General features: G+C 71.2%; 18 protein-coding genes and 1 riboswitch. Of the genes, 7 read left to right on the forward strand and 11 right to left on the reverse strand.

Annotation, left to right across the window (positions count from 1 at the left end; genetic code table 11):
• The 3 genes from O7595_RS10475 to O7595_RS10485 all read right to left on the reverse strand — a co-directional run bounded on the left by O7595_RS10475 (position 1) and on the right by O7595_RS10485 (position 3,219).
• Positions 1 to 864: a carbohydrate ABC transporter permease gene (locus O7595_RS10475; protein WP_269728438.1), complete on the reverse strand. Its 864-nt coding sequence runs from the start codon at positions 862 to 864 to the stop codon at positions 1 to 3.
• Entirely contained in the window at positions 861 to 1,865 is a 1,005-nt protein-coding gene (locus O7595_RS10480; protein ID WP_269728439.1) for a carbohydrate ABC transporter permease, read from the reverse strand. The genes O7595_RS10475 and O7595_RS10480 overlap by 4 nt, the downstream gene beginning before the upstream one ends.
• A gap of 73 nt (positions 1,866 to 1,938) precedes the next feature.
• Complete coding sequence (locus O7595_RS10485) at positions 1,939 to 3,219, reverse strand: extracellular solute-binding protein (protein ID WP_269728440.1); 1,281 nt, start codon at positions 3,217 to 3,219, stop codon at positions 1,939 to 1,941.
• 294 nt (positions 3,220 to 3,513) lie between these two features.
• Here O7595_RS10485 and O7595_RS10490 point away from each other — a divergent pair, with 294 nt between their 5' ends.
• The 5 genes from O7595_RS10490 (at position 3,514) to O7595_RS10510 (ending at position 10,873) form a co-directional block, all read left to right on the forward strand.
• A complete protein-coding gene (locus O7595_RS10490) occupies positions 3,514 to 4,281 on the forward strand; it encodes a GntR family transcriptional regulator (RefSeq protein ID WP_269732446.1) in 768 nt (255 codons plus the stop codon).
• 212 nt (positions 4,282 to 4,493) lie between these two features.
• Positions 4,494 to 6,713: a carbon starvation CstA family protein gene (locus O7595_RS10495; protein WP_269728441.1), complete on the forward strand. Its 2,220-nt coding sequence runs from the start codon at positions 4,494 to 4,496 to the stop codon at positions 6,711 to 6,713.
• Between the two features lie 14 nt (positions 6,714 to 6,727).
• A complete protein-coding gene (locus tag O7595_RS10500) occupies positions 6,728 to 6,934 on the forward strand; it encodes a YbdD/YjiX family protein (RefSeq protein ID WP_269728442.1) in 207 nt (68 codons plus the stop codon).
• A gap of 229 nt (positions 6,935 to 7,163) precedes the next feature.
• Positions 7,164 to 7,303, forward strand: a riboswitch (cobalamin riboswitch).
• A 125-nt stretch (positions 7,304 to 7,428) separates the two neighbouring features.
• On the forward strand, positions 7,429 to 9,810 hold the full coding sequence (locus O7595_RS10505) for a ribonucleoside-diphosphate reductase subunit alpha (protein ID WP_269728443.1): 2,382 nt from the start codon (positions 7,429 to 7,431) through the stop codon (positions 9,808 to 9,810).
• A gap of 55 nt (positions 9,811 to 9,865) precedes the next feature.
• Complete coding sequence (locus tag O7595_RS10510) at positions 9,866 to 10,873, forward strand: ribonucleotide-diphosphate reductase subunit beta (RefSeq protein ID WP_269728444.1); 1,008 nt, start codon at positions 9,866 to 9,868, stop codon at positions 10,871 to 10,873.
• A gap of 307 nt (positions 10,874 to 11,180) precedes the next feature.
• On the opposite strand, the gene def is transcribed toward O7595_RS10510, so the two are convergent.
• The 8 genes from def to O7595_RS10550 form a co-directional block, all read right to left on the reverse strand.
• A complete protein-coding gene (def, locus tag O7595_RS10515) occupies positions 11,181 to 11,810 on the reverse strand; it encodes a peptide deformylase (protein ID WP_269728445.1) in 630 nt (209 codons plus the stop codon).
• A 66-nt stretch (positions 11,811 to 11,876) separates the two neighbouring features.
• The gene (locus tag O7595_RS10520) at positions 11,877 to 12,863 is read right to left on the reverse strand and encodes a tetratricopeptide repeat protein (protein ID WP_269732447.1); all 987 of its coding nucleotides are present in this window, start codon (positions 12,861 to 12,863) and stop codon (positions 11,877 to 11,879) included.
• 131 nt (positions 12,864 to 12,994) lie between these two features.
• Positions 12,995 to 14,245 carry an HD-GYP domain-containing protein gene (locus O7595_RS10525; RefSeq protein WP_269728446.1) on the reverse strand — a complete coding sequence of 417 codons (1,251 nt, stop codon included), beginning with the start codon at positions 14,243 to 14,245 and terminating at the stop codon, positions 12,995 to 12,997.
• Entirely contained in the window at positions 14,242 to 15,624 is a 1,383-nt protein-coding gene (locus tag O7595_RS10530; RefSeq protein WP_269728447.1) for an HD-GYP domain-containing protein, read from the reverse strand. Before O7595_RS10530 ends, O7595_RS10525 begins: the two co-directional genes overlap by 4 nt.
• A 206-nt stretch (positions 15,625 to 15,830) precedes the next feature.
• Positions 15,831 to 16,148 (reverse strand): mycothiol system anti-sigma-R factor, encoded by a 318-nt coding sequence (gene rsrA / locus O7595_RS10535; RefSeq protein ID WP_138053267.1) that lies wholly within the window; start codon positions 16,146 to 16,148, stop codon positions 15,831 to 15,833.
• The gene (locus tag O7595_RS10540; protein WP_384076183.1) at positions 16,145 to 16,792 is read right to left on the reverse strand and encodes a sigma-70 family RNA polymerase sigma factor; all 648 of its coding nucleotides are present in this window, start codon (positions 16,790 to 16,792) and stop codon (positions 16,145 to 16,147) included. The genes rsrA and O7595_RS10540 overlap by 4 nt, the downstream gene beginning before the upstream one ends.
• A 275-nt stretch (positions 16,793 to 17,067) precedes the next feature.
• Complete coding sequence (locus O7595_RS10545; RefSeq protein WP_269728449.1) at positions 17,068 to 17,703, reverse strand: alpha/beta hydrolase family protein; 636 nt, start codon at positions 17,701 to 17,703, stop codon at positions 17,068 to 17,070.
• A gap of 42 nt (positions 17,704 to 17,745) precedes the next feature.
• On the reverse strand, positions 17,746 to 18,561 hold the full coding sequence (locus tag O7595_RS10550; protein ID WP_269728450.1) for an SOS response-associated peptidase: 816 nt from the start codon (positions 18,559 to 18,561) through the stop codon (positions 17,746 to 17,748).
• 49 nt (positions 18,562 to 18,610) lie between these two features.
• Here O7595_RS10550 and O7595_RS10555 point away from each other — a divergent pair, with 49 nt between their 5' ends.
• Together O7595_RS10555 and aroA are read left to right on the forward strand one after the other, a co-directional pair.
• Complete coding sequence (locus tag O7595_RS10555; protein WP_269728451.1) at positions 18,611 to 19,303, forward strand: M50 family metallopeptidase; 693 nt, start codon at positions 18,611 to 18,613, stop codon at positions 19,301 to 19,303.
• A gap of 68 nt (positions 19,304 to 19,371) precedes the next feature.
• A complete protein-coding gene (gene aroA, locus O7595_RS10560) occupies positions 19,372 to 20,712 on the forward strand; it encodes a 3-phosphoshikimate 1-carboxyvinyltransferase (protein WP_269728452.1) in 1,341 nt (446 codons plus the stop codon).
• Positions 20,713 to 20,725 lie beyond the last annotated feature (13 nt).

The raw sequence follows: 20,725 nt of genomic DNA on the forward strand, positions 1-20,725 counted from the left end.
TCATCCCTTCACTGCGCCGGCCGTCAGACCCGCGGCCATCTTGCGCTGGACGAGGAGGAAGAGGATCACGATGGGGACGGCCATCATCGTGGCGCCGGCCATCATCGGCGCGTACTCGGTGCCGTGCTTGGTGGTGAAGTTGCCGAGCCAGACGGTGGCGGTCTGGTTCTGCTGACTCATCAGCATCAGGGCGTACAGGTACTCGTTCCACGCCTGGATGAAGCCGTAGACGGACGTGGCCACCATGCCCGGGGCGAGCAGCGGGAAGACCACCCGCACGAAGGCGCCGGCACGGGTGCAGCCGTCGACCATCGCCGCCTCCTCCAGTTCCCTGGGGATGTTGACGATGAACCCGCGCAGCGTCCACACCGTGAAGGGGAGGATGAAGGTGAGGTACGTGATGATCAGGCCGGTGAGCCGGTCGTACTGGCCCAGGTCGTTCAGGAGCAGGAAGACCGGGATGATCATCGCGACCAGTGGGACCATCTGGACGGCCAGGATGCCCACGATCACGATCTTGCGGCCGCGGAAGGCGAAGCGCGAGATCGCGAGCGCCGCCAGCATGCCGACCACGATGCCGATGAGCACCACGGCCAGCGAGACGACGAGGCTGCGGCCGACCGGCCCCCAGAAGTCGGCGATGTCGAAGGCCCGCGAGAAGTTCTCCAGGGTGAACGTCCCGGGGAAGAAGTGCGGGTCCGGGTCGATCGCGTCCTTCGCGGGCTTGAAGGCCGTGTTCAGCATCCAGTAGACGGGGAAGCCGGCGGCGACGAAGACCAGCAGACCGAGCAGGTTCCAACCGAGCCTGCCGCGGCCGGACCTCCCGGGGCGGCTCAGGGCGGCGCTCTTGGCCACGGCGCTCACTCGACTTCTCCGATCTTGAGCATCTGGCGCATGTAGACGGCGACCACGCCGAGCAGCAGGACGACCGTGACCAGGGCGATCGCCGAGCCGCCGCCGTAGTCGTTGACCACGAAGGCCTTGTCGTACGAGTACGTCGTCAGCAGCTGGAACTCGGCCTCCGGACGGCCGCCCCGCATCACGAAGACCTGCGGGAACACGCCCATGTCCCAGATGACCGAGAGCGTCGTGAGCATCACGATGATGGGCTTGAGGACCGGCAGGGTGACGTAGCGGAAGACGCCCCACGAGCCGGCGCCGTCGAGCCGGGCGGCCTCCTCGAGCTCCTTGGGCACCTGGGTGAGTCCCGCGCTGAGCGTGATGACCACGAAGGGCACGGCGCCCCAGACGACGAGCAGCATGATGACGGCGAGGCCCTGGGGGCCGCTGGCGAACCAGTTGTGCCCGATCATGTCGACGCCCGGCAGCCTGCTGAGCAGCCAGTTGAGGACTCCGTAGTCGGTGTCGAACAGCCATTTGAAGATGGCGGTGGCGACGATGATGGGCATGCCCCAGCCGGCCACGAGCGCGATGTTGATCAGCGTCTTCACCCAGCCGGACACCCGCTGCAGCAGCAGGGCTGTGAGCATGCCGAGGACCATGGTGAGGATCACCGCGCCGCCGGCGAAGACGATCGTCCGGACGACGACGGCCCAGAACTCCCCGTCCCCGAGGATCTTGGCGAAGTTGGCGAAGCCGACCGACTCGGGCTCCTGGAAGCCCCACAGCTGCGGCTGCCCGAACTTCTGGAACGAGAGGGTGACCAGCCGGGCCAGCGGATAGCCGAGGACCAGCAGCAGGACGAGCAGGCAGGGGGCGAGCAGGGTCCACGGGAGCGCGGCCCCGCCGCCCGCGCGCCGCCGCACGGCCGGCCTTCCCGCTCCCCCGGACCCCCCACCGGCACCCGGGACTGTTGACGGCCGCGTCGGCGGCACCTTGGCAGTGGTTGTGTCTGCGGCACTCATCGGCGCTCCCAGCGGTCCCTCTCCTCGTACGGGAGCAGGGCCCCGTCGTCGGCGACGGGGCCCTGCCGGAAGGTCACTTGGTGTTGATGACCTCGTCGATCGCCTCGTCGGCCGCCTTCGCGGCCTCCTCGACCGACTTCTTGCCGGTGCCGATCTCCTGGAGCATCGTCTTCAGGGTCTGGGCCTTCTCCACCTGGCCCCAGCCCGGTGCCATCGGGACGAACCAGTTGGACTCGGCGGCCGTGGCCGGCACGACCGTCTTCGGGTCGTTCTTCAGGGTCGCCAGATCCGTCTTGTTGTTGGGCAGGTTGCCCTTGGCGAGCAGGCCCTTCTGGCCCTGGGCGCCGGTGAAGGCGTTGATCCACTCGGCGGCGACGCCCTGCGCCTCGGACTTGACCGGGATGGCGAGGTCGGAGCCGCCGAGGAAGACGGGGAGCGGCTGACCGGACGGGCCGGGCATCACGAAGGTCTCGAGCTTGTCGGCGAGCTTGCCGACCTTGTCCGTCTCCGGGGCCGCCGCCGCGCCGCCCTCCCACGCCGCACCGAAGATGGCGGCCGCGTTGCCCTGGCCGAACACGATGTGGCGGTCGGACTCGTCCTTCGTCTTGTCGCCGTGCATGTACTTGTCGAGGATGGACTTGTACTCGTTGAGGCCCTTGATGGACTCGGGCGAGGAGAGGTTGGCCTTCCACCGGCCGCCCTCGTTCTCGGCGATGGAGCCGCCGGCGCCGTAGACGAAGGACATCGCGGCGTACCAGTCGGGCGAAGGCTGGTACCAGGCGCTGAACTTGGCGCCCTTCTTCTTCTGGATCTTGTCGAGGGCCGCGGTCAGCTCGGCGTACGTCTTCGGGGGGGCCGTCACTCCGACCTCGGCGGCGATGTCCTTGCGCCAGGTGCCGACACGGCCACCGGCGTAGTACGGGACGCCGTAGGTCTTGCCGTCGTAGGTGACGGACTCCCTGAGGCCGTCGAGCCAGGCGTCGGACTGGTCGAACTGCTCCGGGTCGACCTCGGCGAAGGCGCCCTTGACCATGTAGCCGAGCATCTCGGTGTTGCCCATCTCGACGACGTCGGGGGCCTTGTCGGTGGCGAGGACGGCGTCGAGCTTGGCGTTCTTGTCCGGCCAGCCGTAGTACTCGTGCTTGATCTTGATGCCGGGGTGCTTCTTCACGACCGCGTCGTCGGCCGCCTTCACCAGCTCGGGCCAGTTGTTCTGGGCGTCGACCGTCAGCCAGACGGTGAGCTCCTTGACGTCCGCCCCGGCCTTGTCCCCGCCCTTGTCGCCGTCACCACACGCGGCAAGGCCGACCATCATGCCCGCGACGCCGATCGCCGCGATGAGCTTGCGCTTCACGCCACCCTCCTCAGGGATGCTGCAACCCCCCGCCCACCGCGAGGACATACGGAGCCATACGCCGAGTACTGCTCGTGGGGCTGGGACTTGGTCTTTAATGGTTTAGACCAGTACCCGGGAGCTTGGCCTAGACCTTTAGGGGTGTCAAGGGTGTATAAGAAGGGCTGTCGTGTCCGTTATCGGACCGACACCTGAGGGAGGGCGACGACCCGTGACCGGACCGTGCCACCATGTGAGCCGCAAGCAACGGAGGAGCCGGTGACGGCAGCACCACACGAGTCGGGAAGGCAGGCCATGGCCACGGACGGGGCCGGCACCGAGCCGGAGAACGGGACGGCGACCCGGACCGCGCGCGTGCCCAAGTACTACCGCCTCAAGAGGCACTTGCTGGACATGACGGAGACGCTGCCGCCCGGCACGCCCGTCCCGCCGGAGCGCACGCTCGCCGCCGAGTTCGACACCTCGCGCACGACGGTGCGTCAGGCGCTCCAGGAACTCGTCGTCGAGGGGCGGCTGGAACGCATCCAGGGCAAGGGCACGTTCGTCGCCAAGCCCAAGGTCTCCCAGGCCCTCCAGCTGACCTCGTACACCGAGGACATGAAGGCGCAGGGCCTGGAGCCCACGTCGCAACTGCTGGACATCGGCTACGTGACGGCCGACGACACGCTCGCCGGACTGCTGGACATCGCACCCGGCGGACGCGTCCTGCGCATCGAGCGCCTCCGGCTGGCGAGCGGCGAACCGATGGCGATCGAGACCACGCACCTGTCGGCGAAGCGCTTCCCCGCGCTACGGCGGTCGCTGGTGAAGTACACCTCGCTCTACACCGCGCTGTCCGAGGTGTACGACGTCCACCTCGCCGAGGCCGAGGAGACGATCGAGACCTCGCTGGCAACCCCTCGCGAGGCGGGCCTGCTCGGCACGGACGTCGGTCTGCCGATGCTGATGCTCTCCCGGCACTCGCTGGACGCCGGCGGCGAGCCCGTGGAGTGGGTCCGATCGGTCTACCGCGGCGACCGCTACAAGTTCGTGGCCAGGCTGCAGCGGCCCGAGGCGGGCTGAACGCCCCGCCCGCACGGGCACCGCTGGAAGCCGCTGCGATCCGCCCCGCGGGCCGGCCGCCCTCGGGGCGGCGGCCTGCGGGACTCGTCGGGTCCTCGCTCCTCGCACCAGTCGTTGCCGTACCGATATGTGAGCCGGGGGTGACGCTGGCGGAACGGTCGCCTAGATTGCCTGCGCGTTACAGGTGATCACGACGGGACGGGAGCCACACCATGGCCGAGCCGGCACCATCGAACACAACCCGGCGGAGAACCACTCCGCGGTCCATCGCAGTCTGGGTCCTCGTCGCACTGGTGGGCGCGTCCGGCTGGAGCGTGCTCGCCCTCTCGCGGGGCGAGGAGGTCTCCGCCGTCTGGATGCTGGCGGCCGCGCTCGGCTCGTACGCCATCGGCTACCGGTTCTACGCGCGCTTCATCCAGTACCGCGTCCTCAAGGCCGACAGGACCCGCGCCACCCCCGCGGAACGGCTCGACAACGGTGTCGACTTCCACCCGACCGACCGGCGGGTGCTCTTCGGCCACCACTTCGCGGCGATCGCCGGAGCCGGACCACTGGTCGGCCCGATCCTCGCCGCCCAGATGGGCTACCTCCCGGGTACGATCTGGATCATCGTCGGCGTGATCTTCGCCGGTGCCGTCCAGGACATGGTCACGCTGTTCTTCTCCACCCGCCGTGACGGCCGTTCGCTCGGCCAGATGGCGCGGGACGAGATCGGGCCCTTCGGCGGCGTCGCGGCCCTGATCGCCGTCTTCGCCATCATGATCATCCTGCTGGCGGTGCTGGCGCTGGTGATCGTCAACGCCCTGGCGCACTCGCCGTGGGGCGTCTTCTCCATCGGCATGACGATCCCGATCGCCCTGTTCATGGGCGTCTACCTGCGGACACTGCGGCCGGGCAGGGTCACCGAGGTCTCGGTCGTCGGCGTCGCGCTGTTGCTGCTCGCGATCATCGCGGGCGGCTGGGTCGCCGACTCCTCCCTGGCGGGCTTCTTCACCCTGGAGCCGGGCACCCTGGTCATCTGGATGGTGATCTACGGATTCCTGGCCTCCGTGCTCCCGGTCTGGCTGCTCCTGGCGCCGCGCGACTACCTCTCCACCTTCATGAAGGTGGGCACCATCGTGCTGCTCGCGCTGGGCGTGGTCGTCGCGCTGCCGACGCTGAAGATGCCGGCCGTCACCGAGTTCGCGGGCAACGGCCAGGGACCGGTGTTCGCCGGCTCGCTGTTCCCGTTCGTCTTCATCACCATCGCGTGCGGCGCCCTCTCCGGCTTCCACTCCCTGGTCTCCTCGGGCACCACCCCGAAGATGATCCAGAAGGAGACGCAGATCCGGATGATCGGCTACGGCGCGATGCTGACCGAGTCGTTCGTGGCAGTGATGGCCATGATCTGCGCCTGCATCCTCGACCCGGGGCTGTTCTTCGCGATCAACTCCCCCGCGGGGGTCATCGGCACCACGGTGGACTCCGCCTCCCAGGCGGTCGCAAACCTCGGCTTCACCGTCACCCCCGAGCAGCTGTCGCAGGCCGCGAAGGACGTGGAGGAGGCGACACTGCTCTCCCGCACCGGTGGCGCGCCGACCTTCGCGCTCGGCATGTCGGAGATCTTCTCCGCGGTCATCGGCGGCGCCGGGCTGAAGGCGTTCTGGTACCACTTCGCGATCATGTTCGAGGCGCTCTTCATCCTCACCACGGTCGACGCGGGCACCCGGGTGGGCCGCTTCATGCTCCAGGACACGCTGGGCAACTTCTACAAGCCGATGAAGCAGGTCAGTTGGAAGCCGGGCGTCTGGTTCGCGAGCGCGGTCGTCGTCGGCGGCTGGGGTTACTTCCTCTGGGTCGGCGTGCACGACCCGCTCGGTGGAATCAACCAGCTCTTCCCGCTCTTCGGCATCGCCAACCAGCTCCTGGCGGCCGTCGCCCTGGCCGTCTGCACCACGCTGCTGGTGAAGTCCGGACGTCTCAAGTGGGCGTGGGTCACGGCCGTCCCGCTCGCCTGGGACGCCACCGTCACCCTCACCGCCAGCTGGCAGAAGATCTTCTCCGGCGACCCGAAGGTGGGCTTCTTCGCCCAGCGCGACAAGTACCAGGCGGGCATCGACTCCGGCGAGGTGCTGGCTCCGGCGAAGTCGATGGACGACATGCACACCATCGTCACCAACTCCACCGTCGACGGGGTGCTCTGCGCACTGTTCGCCCTGCTCATCGTGGTGGTCCTGGCCGACGCCGGCCGGGTCTGCCTCAAGGCGGTCAGCAAGCCGGAGACCGTCCGGCTCGCCGAGGTCCCGTACGTCGAGTCCAAACTGGTCGCGCCCGCCGGGCTGTTCGCCACCAGGGAGGAGAAGGCGGAGCTCGCGGCGGTCGGCGCCGGCGCCCCGGCCCCCGAGTCGGCCGGCGCCGCGGACTCCGAGGCCGCGGGCAGCGGCAAGGCGTGAGTACCGTGGGAGCCATGACTGCGGTGGGCGGAGTACGGCGGGCGGTGAACTGGATCCGCTGGTACGTGCGCGAGGTCTCGGGCGAGTCGGTGTACGACCGTTACGTGGCCCATGCACGGTCGCACGACCCCGACGCGGAGGTCATGTCCCGCCGCGAGTTCGAACGCTGCCGCATGGACGAGCGGGAGGCCGACCCCCGCAAGGGGTTCCGCTGCTGCTGAGCGTCCGCGCCGAAGGCCGCACACGGGCCTCCGCGTTCCCCGCCGGGGAACGCGGAGGCCCGTCGCCTTACCCGCGGGGCACGCTGCCCTGACGGCACCGTGGCGCGGCCCGGCTCCGTACGGACACCCGGACCGGACGGGCGTCCGTGTCCGCCCGTCTCCGTGCCCGGGCCTCGAGCGGTCACGACACAACATGTGGGGGGTTCCGCAACTCACCGCCCCCACATGTATGCTCATGCTCGCTGTCGCCGCAGGGGAATCCGGTGGGAATCCGGAACTGTCCCGCAACGGTGTGACGGTGTGCGCGGGCCTGATCCAGGTCCTCGTACGCCCGTGAGTCCGAGGACCTGCCGACGGTGCGCCCGGACCCTCCGGCCCGGGTGCCCAGACGTCCGGGCCTCGCGGAAAAGGCCGGTGGACGCGGTCCGCCCTGCCCGGGTGTGCGTCCGTGCCCCTGCCCCGCCGGCCCCCAACCGAGCGAGGGAGAGCACCCCGTGACCATCGCGCCGCCCGATCCTGCTTCAGCGCAGCTCGCCGACGGACCAGGCACCGCGCTCCTGCGGACCCTGACCGAGCTCACCGCGGACCTGCCCGACGCCGACCCCGGCCGGGTCGCCGCCGCCGCCCTCCGGGGCCGGCACGCGGGCTCGGACGAGGCCGAACTGCGCGAACTGGCCACGGAGGCGGCCGCCGGCCTGATCTCCGAGGACCCGGCGTACTCCCGGCTCGCGGCCCGGCTGCTCACCCTCACCATCGCGGAGGAGGCCGCCGGGCAGGGAGCGACCGCGTTCTCCGCCTCCATCGCCGTGGGAAGCCGCGAGGGGCTGATCGCGGACCGCACGGCCGCGTTCGTCCAGGCCCACGCCCGGCGCCTCGACTCGCTGGTCGACCCGGCCGCCGACGACCGCTTCGGCTACTTCGGCCTGCGCACCCTCTACAGCCGCTACCTGCTCCGGCACCCCATCACCCGCGAGGTCATCGAGACCCCGCAGTACTTCATGCTGCGCGTCGCCTGCGGTCTCGCCGAGGACGACTCCCTGCGCGCCCTGGACGAAGTGGCCTCCCTCTACGGGCTGATGAGCCGCCTCGACTACCTGCCGTCCTCCCCCACGCTCTTCAACTCCGGCACCCGGCACCCCCAGATGTCGTCCTGCTACCTGCTGGACTCGCCGCTGGACGAGTTGGACTCCATCTACGAGCGCTACCACCAGGTCGCACGGCTCTCGAAGCACGCCGGCGGCATCGGGCTGTCGTACTCCCGCATCCGCTCCCGCGGTTCGCTCATCCGCGGCACCAACGGGCACTCCAACGGCATCGTGCCCTTCCTGCGCACGCTGGACTCGTCGGTGGCGGCCGTCAACCAGGGCGGTCGGCGCAAGGGCGCGGCCTGTGTCTACCTGGAGACGTGGCACGCGGACATCGAGGAGTTCCTGGAGCTGCGCGACAACACCGGCGAGGAGGCGCGCCGCACGCACAACCTCAACCTGGCGCACTGGATCCCCGACGAGTTCATGCGCCGGGTGAACGCCGACGCCGACTGGTCGCTGTTCTCCCCCGCCGACGTGCCCGACCTCGTGGACCTGTGGGGCGACGACTTCGACGCCGCCTACCGCAGGGCGGAGGCCGCCGGACTCGCCCGCCGCACCATCCCCGCCCGTGAGCTCTACGGGCGCATGATGCGCACCCTCGCCCAGACCGGAAACGGCTGGATGACCTTCAAGGACGCCTCCAACCGCACCGCCAACCAGACCGCGGAGCCCGGCACCGTCGTCCACTCCTCCAACCTCTGCACCGAGATCATCGAGGTCACCGACGACGGCGAGACCGCCGTCTGCAACCTCGGCTCGGTCAACCTCGGCGCGTTCGTGGTGCAGGACGCCGCCGACGGCGGGGACGTGATCGACTGGGAGCGGCTGGACGACACCGTCCGCACCGCCGTCACCTTCCTCGACCGGGTCGTCGACATCAACTTCTACCCCACCGAGCAGGCCGGCCGCTCCAATGCCAAGTGGCGCCCGGTGGGCCTCGGCGCCATGGGCCTCCAGGACGTCTTCTTCAGGCTGCGGCTGCCCTTCGACTCCGCCGAGGCGAAGGCCCTGTCGACGCGGATCGCGGAGCGGATCATGCTGGCCGCCTACGAGGCGTCCTGCGACCTCGCGGAGCGCAACGGGCCCCTCCCCGCCTGGGAGCGGACCCGCACCGCACGCGGGGTGCTGCACCCCGACCACTACGACGCGGAACTCGCCTGGCCGGAGCGCTGGGCCGCGCTGCGCGAGCGCGTCGCCGCCACCGGCATGCGCAACTCGCTCCTCCTCGCGATCGCGCCGACGGCGACGATCGCGTCGATCGCCGGTGTGTACGAGTGCATCGAGCCGCAGGTCTCCAACCTCTTCAAGCGCGAGACCCTCTCGGGCGAGTTCCTCCAGGTCAACTCCTACCTGGTGGACGACCTGAAGAAGCTCGGCGTGTGGGACGCCCAGACGCGTGAGGCGCTGCGCGACTCGGGCGGCTCGGTGCAGGGCCTGAACTGGATCCCGGCGGAGGTCCGGGCGCTGTACCGCACCGCCTGGGAGATCCCCCAGCGCGGCCTGATCGACATGGCGGCGGCGCGCACCCCGTTCCTCGACCAGTCCCAGTCGCTGAACCTGTTCATGGAGACGCCGACCATCGGCAAGCTCTCCTCGATGTACGCGTACGCGTGGAAGCAGGGCCTGAAGACCACGTACTACCTGCGCTCCCGCCCCGCGACCCGGATCGCCCGCGCCGCCTCGGGCGCGGCGCCGGCCGCCGCCACCATCCCCGTCCAGCAGGCGGCCGACCCCGACGCCGTCGCCTGCTCCCTGGAGAACCCGGAGTCCTGCGAGGCCTGCCAGTAACTCCGCCCCGCATCCGCACACCACCACTGGAGGACGGCGCCCCGCGCCGGCTGCTATGAACGCCAAGAACCTGCTCGACCCGGGCTTCGAGCTGACGCTGCGCCCGATGCGCTACCCGGACTTCTACGACCGCTACCGGGACGCCATCAAGAACACCTGGACGGTGGAGGAGGTCGACCTCCACTCGGACGTCGCCGACCTCGCCAAGCTGACCCCGGGCGAGCAGCACCTGATCGGCCGCCTGGTCGCCTTCTTCGCGACCGGCGACTCGATCGTCGCGAACAACCTCGTGCTGACGCTGTACAAGCACATCAACTCCCCCGAGGCGCGCCTGTACCTGTCGCGGCAGCTCTTCGAGGAGGCCGTGCACGTCCAGTTCTATCTGACCCTGCTGGACACCTATCTGCCCGATCCCGAAGACCGCGCCGCGGCCTTCGCCGCGGTGGAGAACATCCCGTCGATCCGGGAGAAGGCCCAGTTCTGCTTCCGGTGGATGGACTCGGTCGAGAAGATCGACCGGCTGGAGACGCAGACCGACCGCCGCCGCTTCCTGCTGAACCTGATCTGCTTCGCGGCCTGCATCGAGGGGCTGTTCTTCTACGGGGCCTTCGCCTATGTGTACTGGTTCCGTTCGCGGGGTCTGCTGCACGGACTGGCGACCGGGACGAACTGGGTCTTCCGGGACGAGACCATGCACATGAACTTCGCGTTCGAGGTCGTGGACACGGTCCGCAAGGAGGAGCCGGAGCTCTTCGACGACGCGCTCGGGCAGCAGGTCACGGACATGCTGAAGGAGGCGGTCGAGGCGGAGCTGCAGTTCGCCCGCGACCTGTGCGGCGACGGTCTGCCGGGAATGAACACCCAGTCGATGCGCGAGTACCTGGAGTGCGTCGCCGACCAGCGGCTGACCCGGCTCGGCTTCGCCCCGGTGTTCGGTTCCCGGAACCCCTTCTCCTTCATGGAGCTGCAGGGCGTGCAGGAACTGACGAACTTCTTCGAGCGCCGGCCGTCGGCGTACCAGGTCGCCGTGGAGGGCACGGTCGATCTCGACGAGGAGTTCTGACGAGGAGTTCTGAGGACGACGCCCGGCGGAGCCGGGTGTGCGCGGGCGGGTGCCCGGACCGCGGATCGGTCCGGGCACCCGCCCGCGTCGCCGTCGCCCCGAGCCCGTCGTTCGGATCCCGCAGCCGGACGCCGACCAGAAGCGGCTCGCGCGGTGGTCGACGTGGGTGTGGTCACGTGGCCCGGGCAGCCGGGGCCGAGGACGCCGTCGAAGCCGTGGTTGCGGGCCTGCCGGGCGAGGGCGCACGCGAGTGCGGACGGGGACCCGGCAAGCCCCCCGACGCACCGGAATGGCCGTCGGGAGCGGGTCAGTCGTTGGGCACCGTCTCGTAGCGCGGTGTGCCCTCCGCCATCTGCCGCAGCGCGTCCTTGCGGTCCCGCTTCGACAGCCGGTCGATGTAGAGCCGGCCGTAGAGGTGGTCCGTCTCGTGCTGCAGGCAGCGTGCGAAGTAGCCGGTACCGCGCACCTTGATCGGCTTGCCCTCGGCGTCCTGGCCGTGCACCTCGGCGTAGTCCGGGCGGGCGAGCGACGCGTACGCCGTCGGGACCGACAGGCAGCCCTCGTTGGAGTCGTCGAGGACCCGGCGCTCCGGCGGCAGCTCCTGCAGCACCGGGTTGCACACGACGCCCACGTGGCGCGCGCCCTCGTCGTCCGGGCAGTCGTAGACGAAGACCTTGAGGTCCACGCCGATCTGGTTGGCGGCCAGACCCACGCCCTCGGCCGCCCGCTGGCTGGCGAACATGTCGTCGATCAGCGCCGCGAGCTTGTCGTCGAACTCGGTGACGTCCTGGCACTCCTTGTGGAGGACCGGGTTGCCGACGACGGTGATGGGACGGGCACTGCCCCGCTCACGGTACGCCCGCTCGCGCTCCTCGCAGTCCTCCGTGTCGACGACGAAGCCGTCGTTGATCTGCTCGTCCGTCTCCTGCTGCGCCATTTCCGCCGTAAGCCTTCCTCAAAACCGTCTCGATGACCCGTACAGCCTACGGCCCGGCGACAGTGGTCAGCAGACTTCCTCAAGATCGCGCCACTCGCGGCTGTCGGGGCTGTCCGCCACCCAGCCGTCGAGGAGACCCCGTACGAGCGCGGCGGGGGCGGCGATTCCGCACTCCCGCTCCGGCACCCACAGCTCACCGGCCGTGCGGTGGCCCAGCGGACCAGGATGGCCCGGCTCGCTGTGGTCGTGCGGGTCCAGGTGCTCCCCGTCCCCCTCGGCACTCGGCATCACGCCCTCGGAGCAGGCCCGGCAGAGCAGCCGCACCGACGAGGACCAGTCCTCGGCCGCGAATCCGGCGTCGGCGGCCAGCTGCTCCAGCGCGTCCCGGTCCTCCTCGGTCGCCGCCTCCAGCAGCACCACCCAGGTCGGCACGGGCGAGGGCGCCCAGAGCTCGATCTCGTCGAAGACGGGGAAGCTGTTTCCCGCGGCGGTGGTGCGTTCGCCGTGCGGTACTCCGTCGTGGAGGACGACCTCGCCCCAGCGCCGGCCGGACGACGGCAGCGGGATCGACAGCACCTCTATCCGCGCGGGGTCGAGCCTGCGGCCCCACACGACTTCGGCCTCGCCCTCGGGCGACAGCCGCACGGCGGCACTGCCCAGCTCCATGCCGACCGGCTCCCCACCGCCCGCGGCCCGGGGGCCGCCGGGCACCTTCAGCCCGTAGGCCTGCCAGGCACGCCGGGCCAGCGGCCAGTCCTGCAGGGCCGTGGCGGCGATCCCCACGTTCCACCAGTCGGGGGCACCCGTCTCCTTGTCCAGCAGGGCGACGGCCCGCAGGCCCGCCGCGCGGGCCTGCTCCCAGTCGTGGCGGAACTTGTGGAGGAGAGCCAGGTTGAACCAGGACTCGGAGAGCCAGGGCTCCAGATCCGCCGCGCGCGTCAGCAGCGCGCCCGCGTCCTCGTACCGGCCGTCGCCGATCAGCGTGAACGCGCGGTCGGTGGCCTGCCGCCAAGAGGCGGAGGGCCGATGCCGTACCTTCCCGAAGATCCTCACGATTCCCGCCTGCCGGTCGCTCGGGTCATTGCCCCCGGACATTGCCTCAGCGTCTGTGTGCCGCTGTCTCCCAGTGGTCCTTCTTTCGCATCCAACCATGCCCGGTCGGACGCCCGCTCATTACCCATGGGTTACCCAGGCTGAGCGGGACCGAGACCCCCGCGCGACAGCACACGGGCCAGGGACTCCACGACCTCCGGCTGGTAGTCGTGCGCGGTTCCCAGCCGGAGCCGCTCCAGTGCGGCGAGCGCGCTCCCCGCACCGTCACCGGTGAGATCGTCGTACGCGTTGACGGTACGGACGATACGGGCGGGCAGCGGCTGCTCGCGGTACGGGTCTGCCTGCCGTTCCACCACCACCGCGACGGCCCGCGGAACCCCGGTCTGGCGGACGACGGCACCGCCCAGCAGGGCGATCCTGCGCTGCTCCTGCGCGGGCAGCAGGGCGGTCGCCCCGTCCGGTACGGGGTCCACCAGGGAGAGCTGGCCGATGTCGTGCATCAGCGCCGCGTACTCCAGGACGGTCAGGTCCGGCCCGGAGAGCCCCAGCTCACGGCCGACCGCCGCGCTCAGGGCCGCGACCCGGCGCGCGTGCCCGTGGGGGGTGTAGCCGGCGATCTCGGTCGCCCGTGCGAGTGAGGCGATGGTCTGCCGGTACGTCGTACGGACCGCCGCGAACCGCCGGAACGACAACTGCGCGAGCAGCAGCGGCAGACAGAACACCGGCAGCGCCCAGAGTCCGGCGACGGCCGTGCCGAGCGCCATGACGGCGCCGGTCGCACAGACGGCGGAGCCGATGCCGGGGAGCGAGCGCAGTTCCTCCCGCAGCAGCGGCCCGAAGGGGTAGCCGGTCCGTGCACGCACCATCCGGGCCGCGAGCACGGCGTCGCACAGGGCCGTGAGCGCCAGTACGAGCAGTATCGGCAGGACGTGACCGGGACCTGCGGCGAGCCCCTCCACGGGCCCGCCCGGACCGTGGAGGGGCTGGAAGCAGACCGCGGCGAACGTGACCGTGATCACTCTGCGGGCCACATGGTCGAGCGCCGGCCCCCGGCCCCGGGCGACGTGCGGCACCGCACCGGCGAGCGCGCCGGCCGTGACGACGGCGACGACCTGCGGGACGCCCTGTGTGGTGGCCTCGCCGGCGTTCTCCGCGAGCAGGGCGTAGGCGAGCGCGCCCGCGGCACCGAGAGGGGCCGGTTCCCGCTCGCCCGGCGGGGCTCCCCAGCGGGCGAGTTCGCCCAGCGCGACGAGCGTCCCGAACGCCAGGGCGACGACGGGTTCCGCGACGCCGTGCCAACCCGTCCACCCGAGCCCGACGGCGGCGAGCACGGCGGCCGACGCGTGCGCCGCGGTGACGACGCCGGGCACCCGGGCCCTCACCCGCCCCTCCGGTGCGGGACGGCGGGTGCCGCCTTCTGCCGGTCCGGGAGTCCGGCCCGCCCGCGGGGCGGCTGGGCGGGCACGGCCGGCTCGTCCGCCGTGACGGAGGTCTCCCAGCCGTGGCGGTCCAGGGCGCGGACGAGGGCGCGGACCATCCTGGGGTCGAACTGGGTGCCCGCGCACCGCTGGAGCTCCTCGACAGCCGTGGGTACGGGCCGCGCCCTGCTGTACGAACGCGTCGAGGTCATGGCGTCGAAGGCGTCCGCGACGGCGACGACCCTGGCGACCTCGGGGATCTGGCGGCCGGCGAGTCCGTACGGGTAGCCGGTGCCGTCGAGCCTCTCGTGGTGGTGGAGGATCGCCGCGCGGGCCTCGCCGAGGAAGCCGATGCCGCGGACGATCTCGTGCCCGTACTCGGGGTGGAGCTCGATCACCCGGCGTTCCTCGGGGGTCAGGGGGCCGTCCTTGCGGAGCACGCGGGTGGGCACGCCGAGCTTGCCCACATCGTGGAGGATGCCCGCGAAGCGGAGCACTTCGAGCCGCTCGTCGTCCATGCCCAGCTCGCGCGCGATGAGCACGCTCGCCCGGCCCACCCGCTCGCTGTGCCCGCGGGTGTAACGGTCCTTGATGTCGACGGCCTGGACGAGGGCGCGGATGGTGGAGCGGTGGGCGCCCTGCTCGCGGTGGTACTGCGCGAAGACCCAGCACGAGATGTACATGGGCAGCAGCACGAGGAGCGCGGCCGGCGGTCCGTAGGGGCTCCGCCAGAGCACCGCCATCATCAGCCCCGCGAGCCCGTGCACCAGGTGCGGGCCGAGCGAGGCCGCCGGCAGACCCCGCCAGGCGGCCCGTACCGGCACCCGCTCGGCGGTGGCGAGGATGCCACCGTCGAGCGCGACCACGACGAGGGAGAACGTCAGCGCGGAGGCCGCGGCGGGAACCAGCGCGTACGGGAGGGCGGGGCCCGCGAGGGCGGAGGGACCGCCGCACAGGGCCGCCGCTCCGGAAGCGGCCGCCGCCGCCAGGGTGACCCGTGCCGCCCGCCAGAGGCGCCGGACGCCTCCCGGACGCTGTTCCACGCGGGCGAGCAGCGCCCCGGGCACCGCGGCGAGCGCGGCCCCGGCGGGTGGCAGCAGCAGCGCGGCGGCGAGCAGGACGGGGAAGAACGATCCGGCACCGACCGGTACGGACCCGCCGAGCGTCCGCCCCAGGAAGGGGCAGCGCCCCGGCGCCTCGCACAGGGCGTAGAGCCCGGCCAGCAGCGCCACGGTGGTCCAGGGCGTGTCCGCCCCCGGGAGCACGGCGGGCAGGGCGCACGCTCCGGCACCCGTCACCGCGCACAGGACGTACGCGCGCGCCGCTCCCGGAATGCGTCTCACCCGCTGTCAGCCTCCTCGGCAGCCCCCGAACAGAGCGTCAGGCTAGCGAGTCGTCCACATCGGGACGTTCGGTTGCGGCTGATTGGCACCATCGGGTGACAGACGCGTTCATCTGCCCGTGCTGCGCGCGGAAGAGCACCGCGCCCGGGTACGGCCAAGGGGCGGGACCCCACGGTCTCGCCCCTGATCACGCTTCCGCCGGACGGCTACTCGGCCGGACTCGGCACGTCCGCCGGACCGGCCGTCACGTCGTGGTCCGGCACGGCCTCGCCGGCCCTGATGAGCTCGATCCGCCCCATGACCTTGGCACGCAGGTCCACGGGCACGTCGTCATGGCCGCAGCAGCGCTTGACGAGCTTCTTCACCGCCTGCTCGAGGCCGTACTTCTCCAGGCACGGCGAGCACTCCTCGAAGTGCAGCTCGAACTTGGTGCAGTCGGCGTCGGGCATCTCACGGTCGAGGAACTCGTACAGGTGGTCGAGTACCTCCGCGCAGTCAGTCTCGTGCGGCTCTCCGCAGCTCATGAGCCCGCGCCTTTCCGATCGTTCGTCGACTCCCCGGCGCCCGCGGGAACGAGCCCGCGCTCACGGGCGTAGTCCTCGAGCATGCCGCGCAGCTGGCGGCGGCCACGGTGCAGTCGGGACATCACCGTGCCGATGGGTGTCCCCATGATGTCCGCGATCTCCTTGTACGCAAAGCCCTCGACGTCGGCGAGATAGACGGCGATGCGGAACTCCTCGGGGATCGCCTGCAGGGCCTCCTTGACGTCGGAGTCCGGCAGGTGGTCCAACGCCTGGGACTCGGCCGAGCGCAGCCCGGTCGACATGTGCGACTCGGCGCGGGCGAGCTGCCAGTCCTCGATCTCCTCCGCGGCACTGCGCTGCGGTTCGCGCTGCTTCTTGCGGTACGAGTTGATGAAGGTGTTCGTGAGGATGCGGTACATCCACGCCTTGAGGTTCGTGCCCTCACGGAACTGGTGGAACGAACCGTAGGCCTTCGCGTACGTCTCCTGTACGAGATCCTCGGCGTCGGCCGGATTACGCGTCATGCGCAGGGCGGCCGAGTACATCTGGTCGAGGTAGCCGAGAGCGTCCCGCTCGAACCGCGCGTTGCGCTCGGCGGCCGTCTCTTCCGTGTGGCCGTCGTCGGTCCCAGTGACCGGACCCACCTCCTCCAACGCTGTGACGGGACCGAGACCGGACCCGCTCGAATCGGAGGATAGACGACCAACCGCTTCGCCCGCCGCCCGAATCGTTGCCGCCTTCGGCGCGGGCAGCACGGTCCAGTCCAGGTCGGCGGCCTGCGACCGGTTCGGGCAGATGGTCGAACCCATGCGACGGACTCCCTCTCCACTCTCCTGTGCTGACGTGCTGCACAACAGGGAGCGCGCCCTTCGCTATTCCCGGCCGCCGCACCGGCCCGCCCGCGGTCCCCCGGCCGGTCTCACGTCCGGGCGGCAATCCACTTCCGGACGCCGTCCACGACGGTTACCAGCGCCTCCTCCTGGGTCAGCGCGGCCCGCTTGGGCACCGAGAGCCCGTGGTCGGCGTCCGCCACCTCGACCAGCTCGTAAGCACCGTCCGGGAACTCCTCCGGCCTGCCGAACGGATCGTTGCCGCCCTGGACGACCAGAACCGGCACCCCGGCGCCGAGGAGCTCGTCCGCACGGGACCGCTCCGGCTTCCCCGGCGGATGCAGCGGAAAGCTCAGCGCGAGGACGGCGCGGGCGCCCAGCTCACGGGCGGTCCGGCAGGCCACGCGCGCACCGGCGCTGCGCCCGCCCGCGACGATCGGCAGCCCCCTCCTCTCCAGGGCCGGCCACAGCCCGCGCCAGCCGGTGTCCAAGGTCTTCGGCGCCGGCGCGACCTTCTTTCCCGCCACCCGCCACGGCTGCTCCACCAGGGCCACCGTGACCCCGGCGGGGGGCAGCCCGGCCGCCAGGGCCCGCAGGTCCTGTGCGCCGATGCCGCCGCCCGCGCCGTGGCTCACCGCCAGCACGACGCGGGCCCGGCCGGGGGCCGGATGCCAGGTGATACGGGCGTCCCCGGCGGGTGTCCCGACGATCTCGCTCTGTGTCACGGGAGCAGTGTCACACCGCGGGACCGGGAAGCGCCGCAAGGATCAGAAGAGCGTGCCGACCTCGGGGGCCTCCAGCTCCTCCAGCAGCTCCGGCCCGTTGTTGCGGACGTTGGAGACGGCCGTGCCCACGGGGTAGGCGCGCATCAGTCCCGTGGGCGGCGGCGCCAGCAGCTCGCGCAGCTCGTCCGGGTCCGTGCGGGCCGGGTCCAGCCAGGCGTCCCAGCGGTCCTCGGTGAGCATCAGCGGCATCCGCGGGTGGATGTCGGACAGCGAGCGCGGGCCCTCGGCCGGTGCGACCCCCAGCGGCCCGGTCTCCGCCTCCGTGGTGATCACGGAGCAGGTCACCCACCAAGACTGGGGGTGGTCGTCCGGCAGCGTCCGGTCCCGCCAGAACTCGTACAGCCCGGCCATCGCGAAGACGGAGCCGTCGGCCGGAGTGACGAAGTAGGGCTGCTTGCGTGGCCGCTTCTTCTTCCCCTTCACCTCCAGCTCCCGCTCCTCGGTGCCGGTGCCCCACTCGTAGTAGCCGTCCGCGGGCAGGATGCAGCGCCGGGCGGCGAAGGGCCGGCGGAACGAGGGCTTCTCGTGGACCGTCTCGGCCCTGGCGTTGATCATCCGGGCCGCGCCCTCGGGGTTCTTGGCGAAGGACGGGACGAGTCCCCACCGGAGTTTCCGCAGCTGACGAACCGGACGGCGGTCTTCAGCGTCCTTCAGAGGACGCTCGAGAACCGCATAGACCTCTTTCGTGGGGGCCACGTTCCAGTCGGGTGCCAGGGCCTCCGACGGCTCCCACTTCTCGATCTGGAAGAGTCCGGTGAGGTCCTCGGGCCTGCGACTCGCTGCATACCGTCCGCACATGAGTGCCACACTGCCACGACCCCGAGCCTCCCGAGGAGCCACTCCGGAAATGGTCACACCCGAAATTTTCGGCACCCAGCCGTCCCCCGACCGCTGGCTGGTCATAGGCACGGCCGCGCTCGCCCTGCTCGCGGTCGTCCCGCACACGGCCTGGCGGCTGTCCCGCAACGCGATCACCATCGCCCACGAGGGCGGGCACGGCCTGATCGCCCTGGTCACCGGGCGGCGGCTGGAGGGCATCCGGCTGCACTCGGACACCAGCGGGCTGACGGTCAGCCGCGGCAGGCCGACCGGCCTCGGCATGATCCTCACGGCGGCCGCGGGCTACACCGCGCCGCCGCTGCTCGGCCTCGGCGGCGCCTGGCTGCTCTCCGCGCACCGCGTCACGCTCCTGCTGTGGGTCGCCACGGCGCTGCTGATCGCGATGCTGGTGATGATCCGCAACGCGTACGGGGCGCTCACCGTGATCCTCACGGGGGCGGCGTTCCTCCTGGTGTCCTGGCTGACCGAACCGGAGGTACAGGCGGCGTTCGCCTACGCCGCCGTGTGGTTCCTGCTGCTCGGCGGGGTCCGCCCGGCCTTCGAGCTCCAGGCGAAGCGCCGGCACGGGGGCGCGCCGGACTCGGACGCGGACCAGCTCGCAAGGCTGACGCACGTCCCGCCCGCCATATGGCTGTTCCTCTTCCATGCCGTATCACTGTGCTCCCTGATCGGCGGCGGTCGCTGGCTGCTCGGTCTGTGACCGGTCGGGATGTCCGGTGACCGGTCGGCGAACACCCGGCGCTCCGCGGGCCCACTAAAGTGAGGGCCATGACCGAGAGCCCCGTGCAGACCGTCCTCTGGCCCGCCCCCCACGCGAGCGGGCCCGTCGATGCGACGGTCACCGTTCCCGGATCGAAATCGGTCACGAACCGTGCGCTGGTCCTCGCCGCCCTGGCCGCGGAGCCGGGCTGGCTGCGCCGCCCCCTGCGGTCGCGCGACACCCTGCTGATGGCGGAGGCGCTGCGGGCCATGGGTGTCGGCATCGAGGAGCAGGTCTCCTCCAGCTCCACCGCGACCGGCGGCCCGGACAGCGGCGAGGCCTGGCGGATCATCCCGGCCGGGTTGCACGGCCCCGCGACGGTCGACGTCGGCAACGCCGGGACGGTGATGCGTTTCCTGCCGCCGGTCGCCGCGCTCGCCGACGGCCCCATCCGCTTCGACGGCGACCCCCGCTCGTACGAGCGTCCCCTCGGTGGGGTGATCGACGCCCTGCGCGTCCTGGGCGCCCGGATCGACGACGACGGCCGCGGCGCGCTCCCGATGACCGTGCACGGCGGCGGGGCGATGGACGGCGGCGCGGTGGAGATCGACGCCTCCTCGTCCTCCCAGTTCGTCTCCGCCCTGCTGCTCTCGGCGCCCCGCTTCAACCAGGGCGTGGAGGTACGGCACGTCGGCTCGCGGCTGCCGTCCATGCCGCACATCCGGATGACCGTGGACATGCTCCGTACGGTCGGCGCGCAGGTCGACGAGCCGGAGACCGGCGGCGAGCCGGACGTCTGGCGGGTCCGCAGCGGTGCGCTGCTGGGCCGGGACCTGACCGTGGAGCCGGACCTGTCCAACGCCCAGCCGTTCCTGGCGGCGGCACTGGTCACGGGCGGCCGGGTGACCATCCCCGACTGGCCCGAGCGCACCACCCAGCCCGGTGACGCCCTGCGGCAGGTCTTCACCGAAATGGGCGGTTCCTGCGAGCTGACCGGCGCCGGGCTGACCTTCACCGGCTCCGGCCGGATCCACGGCATCGACGTCGACCTGGGCGAGGTCGGCGAGCTGACCCCGGGCATCGCCGCGGTGGCCGCGCTGGCCGACTCCCCCTCGACCCTGCGCGGTGTCGCGCATCTGCGGCTCCACGAGACCGACCGCCTCGCGGCCCTCACCAAGGAGATCAACGAGCTCGGCGGCGACGTCACGGAGACGGAGGACGGGCTGCACATCCGGCCGCGCCCGCTGCACGGCGGGGTGTTCCACACCTACGACGACCATCGGATGGCCACCGCCGGTTCGGTCATCGGTCTGGCCGTCGACGGCGTGGAGATCGAGAACGTGGCGACGACCGCCAAGACCCTCCCCGACTTCCCGAGGATGTGGACCGACATGCTCGCCGGGAACTGAGCGGGACGGCACG

Source organism: Streptomyces sp. WMMC940, assembly GCF_027460265.1.
GTDB lineage: Bacteria > Actinomycetota > Actinomycetes > Streptomycetales > Streptomycetaceae > Streptomyces.